General features: G+C 67.4%; 4 protein-coding genes. 3 read left to right on the top strand and 1 reads right to left on the bottom strand.

Annotation, left to right across the window (positions count from 1 at the left end; translation table 11 throughout):
- The 3 genes from ACFWOG_RS40240 to ACFWOG_RS40230 form a co-directional block, all read left to right on the top strand.
- Positions 1 to 201: hypothetical protein (locus ACFWOG_RS40240; RefSeq protein ID WP_380364645.1), on the top strand; the 201-nt coding region annotated here is incomplete at its 5' end.
- The gene (locus ACFWOG_RS40235; protein ID WP_380364643.1) at positions 202 to 450 is read left to right on the top strand and encodes a hypothetical protein; all 249 of its coding nucleotides are present in this window, start codon (positions 202 to 204) and stop codon (positions 448 to 450) included.
- A 28-nt stretch (positions 451 to 478) separates the two neighbouring features.
- A complete protein-coding gene (locus ACFWOG_RS40230; RefSeq protein ID WP_380364647.1) occupies positions 479 to 931 on the top strand; it encodes a transposase in 453 nt (150 codons plus the stop codon).
- Positions 932 to 1,612: 681 nt separating this feature from the next.
- Here ACFWOG_RS40230 and ACFWOG_RS40225 read toward each other — a convergent pair.
- The gene (locus ACFWOG_RS40225) at positions 1,613 to 3,136 is read right to left on the bottom strand and encodes a hypothetical protein (RefSeq protein ID WP_380364641.1); all 1,524 of its coding nucleotides are present in this window, start codon (positions 3,134 to 3,136) and stop codon (positions 1,613 to 1,615) included.
- Positions 3,137 to 3,370: the final 234 nt, after the last annotated feature.

Below are 3,370 nucleotides of genomic sequence, written 5' to 3'. Positions count from 1 at the left end.
CTGGACGGCATGTCGCGCGAACGAAGAGGCTTCAGAGGCAGCGGAGTTCGCCGAAATGCTTCACGTGGAAAGAGTCCACTGGCCCTGACCGCACTTGAGGAGCGGATCGTGCCGTACGCCGCCGCGATCGAACAGCGCCGTCACCGCCAGCGCGGCGGCGACCGACGCCCCGGCAGCCGCGGCGGCGTCTTCCGGCAGTAGATGACCGACGGCGACCGGATCCTCGTCACGATCCTCTACCGGCGTCGCGTCTGCGGCCTGGACCCCCTCGCCGAGCTGTTCGGTGTCTGCCGCAGCACGCTGTGGAACGCGATCAAGGACGTCCTGCCGATCCTCGACGCCCGCCGCATCGACATCACCCCCGCCGAGCACCGGCACACCACAGCAGCCGACCTGCTCGCCTCGGTCAACGAACCGCAGACGGAAGACCATGGGGACGGACACGGATAGCCAACGTGTTGTTCTTTGACGGCTTCACCTGATCCGGGCGTCTCTCAGGCTGGCGTCCAAGCGGGACCACCCCAAGCTGGTGCCGGCGCTGAAGGCCGTCTACACGGCCGTGACCGAGCAGGCCGCCGAACAGGCGCTGGAGGAGTTCGCCGCCTCCGATCTCGGCACCCGCTATCCGGCGGTCGTCCAGACCTGGCAGCGGGCCTGGCCCGAGTTCACGCCCTACCTGGCCTTCCCGCCCGCGATAAGGAAGGTCGTCTACTCCACGAACATGGTCGAGTCGATCAACTCCCGACTGCGGAAGGCCACCCGCAACCGCGGTCACTTCCCATCCGAACAGGCCGCGTTGAAGGTGCTCTACCTCGCCGTCCGGGAGCTGATCGCTCCCCGGGCACGCGACGTCAACCGCGTCGCCGCACACTGGAAGGAGGCGCTGAACCAGTTCTCGCTGTTCTTCGAGGACCGGCTCAGCATCCAATGACCACAGCAGGTGACTTACACGAGGTCGCTGACACGCCCGATTGAGCCGCCGCCGACAGGAGCTTTGGGTGCGCGGAAGGCCGCTTCGCCCTGTGGGGACCGGCAGCCTGTGAACGGGGACGGTGTGGGGGCCGGATCGACGGCCCGGTGGCGGGGGTCCGGGTCGGCAGCGTGGTCGTCACGCGTGGGGGCGCTCCACCGCTGTGCGAGGGCGGGGACCGTGCAGATCGTGCGTGGTTGTCCGGCGGTCACCGCACACCCGATCGGTGTGTGGCGACCGCCGGGCCGGCGGGTGTCTCCCCGAGGCGGCAGTGCGTGATTCTGTGGTCAGTATTTGCACTGTGACACGGTGGTTCTCACAGGTCGCCGCAGTAGCGATCTGGCCGGGTGCTGGCTTCCAGCCCGGAACCGGGTAGTTCGTGACGCTGGACTTTCGTACGGACTCACGGTCCGACGTCATGTGGTGTCAGCGACTGGTTCTTGTACCGGATCTCTATCGGCGAGGTACGTCGTCCGCAGGCGGCGGACCGGCTTTCGCGAGGTCGCGCGGACCGGCCTGTGGATGCTCTCGAACGTCTCGCGGGCGGCCCGGCGGGTCCTGTGGAGGAGCTGTGCCGGTCGGTGGGCGGGTCGGGTCGAGTCGGGAGACGTTCGGGGACGCTGTCGGTGCGGTGTGTCGGGGTCAGGGTGTGCGGATCCAGAATTCGATCGACCGGGCCGGGACGGTGATTGTCAGTTGCGGGCCGGTCTTGGTGCTGATGAGGAGGTTGTTGGTGCTGGGGCCGTAGCGCAGGCCGCGGAAGTTGGCGGCGGTCTGGGTGTTGACGGTGAAGGTGTAGGGCGTGCTGGAGGAGTTGGTGATCGCGAAGACGGGCTTGCCCTCGGGGGTCTTCCACGCCATGATCCGCTGGTTGACGGCGGGCAGGTACTCCCAGCCCCGCTCCGGCTCCAGCTGGTAGTAGTACAGCGGTTCCTCGACGTGGTGGCGGACCGAGTTCCACGGCATGAACTGGACGAAGCCGGCGATGGCGTTCCAGTTGCGGGGGTTCCAGGTCCAGTGGCCGGGTTGCAGGTCGGGGAAGCGGGTGAAGTCGGTGTCGCCCGGTGGGCGCCAGAAGCCCAGCGAGTAGCCTCCCGCCTCGGCGTTGCCGATCGGCTTGAGGGCGTGCAGCCAGAACCAGCTCTGGGCGTTCTGGAACGTCATCCAGTTCATGATCGACTGGGCGGTGTTGAGGCACCGGGCGTCGCTGGTCTGGTTGTCGAGGTACTCGAACTCGTTGTTGAACACGGGCTTGCCCATGGCCCCCGTCGTGAACCGGTTGGCCACAAGCTGTTCGGTGCTCTGGGTGCCGACGCTGTGCCAGGTCCAGTAGTCCATCATGGCCAGGGCCGCGGGATCGGCGATCATGGCCTGGCCGTACTCGTCCTTCCAGCCGCCATTGCTGTTGGAGTGGATGAGGGCGTTCGGGTACTTGGCCTTGATCTTGGGGACGACGGCCTTGAACGTCTGCACGTATTCGGCGGGCGTGTACTGGCAGCTCGAGTAGGTCGTCCACCCCCCCGGTTCGTTCTGCAGGCCCCACATCGAGATCGGCACGCCGCGGGCGGTGAGGTAGTCGAGGTCGCCGACCATGGCGTCGCCGAGTTCGTCCAGGAACGCCGGGGTGAACGACTTCAGCTTGCCCGCGACGAAGTTGTTGTTGCTCTTGAAGCCGGGGGGCGGTGACCAGTACTCGGCGGCGACGCCCTCGATGCCGGACTTGTGGATCATGTCGGAGAGCAGTTCGGCCTGGCCGGGGTAGCGGTTCTGGAGGTGCTTGCCGGTGGGGTCGGTGCCGCGGAAGTACAGGCCGAGGGCGAGCCGGCAGTAGCGGAAGCCCCGGTCGGTGCGGTCGCCCTTGAACATCTGCTGGTAGAGGCGGTCCCGCTCGCTGGGGACCAAGTCGTAGGGGACGCTGCTGAACGAGTCGGGCAGTCCGTTGTTGCCGGAGCCGATCGAGTCGGACTGGATCTCGAAGCCGAGCCCCAGGATGGTCTGCTTCGGCTGGTCGAAGCGGATGGTGTAGTTGCCGCTGGTCGCGGCGGCGGCGGCCGGGCTCGCGGTCGCGAGGTTGACCAGCGGCGCCATCGCGGCGCCGGCACCGGCGATGGCGGCGCCGCGAAGGATGGATCTGCGGCTGATCGGGTGCGGCTCGGGGATGGACATGTTCTTCCTCCGTTGGTGGGGGTGGAGGTGGCGGTGTGGGCCCCGGGATCCGCGGTCGGCTCTCGGGAATGAGTGGGGTGTCCTACGAGTGAACTGCCTGTGTGGCTCGGCGCGAGGAGCCGCTGGTGGCGGCGACTCGGGGGGTCTCACTGCCGCGCGCTGCTGGATCAGGTGCGGCGGGGCGGGTTGTCCACCAGGTGTTTCAGTGAGGGGGAACGTATCTGATATACTAAA

Source organism: Kitasatospora sp. NPDC058406 (genome assembly GCF_042722765.1).
In the GTDB taxonomy this organism is placed as follows: domain Bacteria; phylum Actinomycetota; class Actinomycetes; order Streptomycetales; family Streptomycetaceae; genus Kitasatospora.
This window is presented reverse-complemented; position numbering and strand designations above follow the sequence as displayed.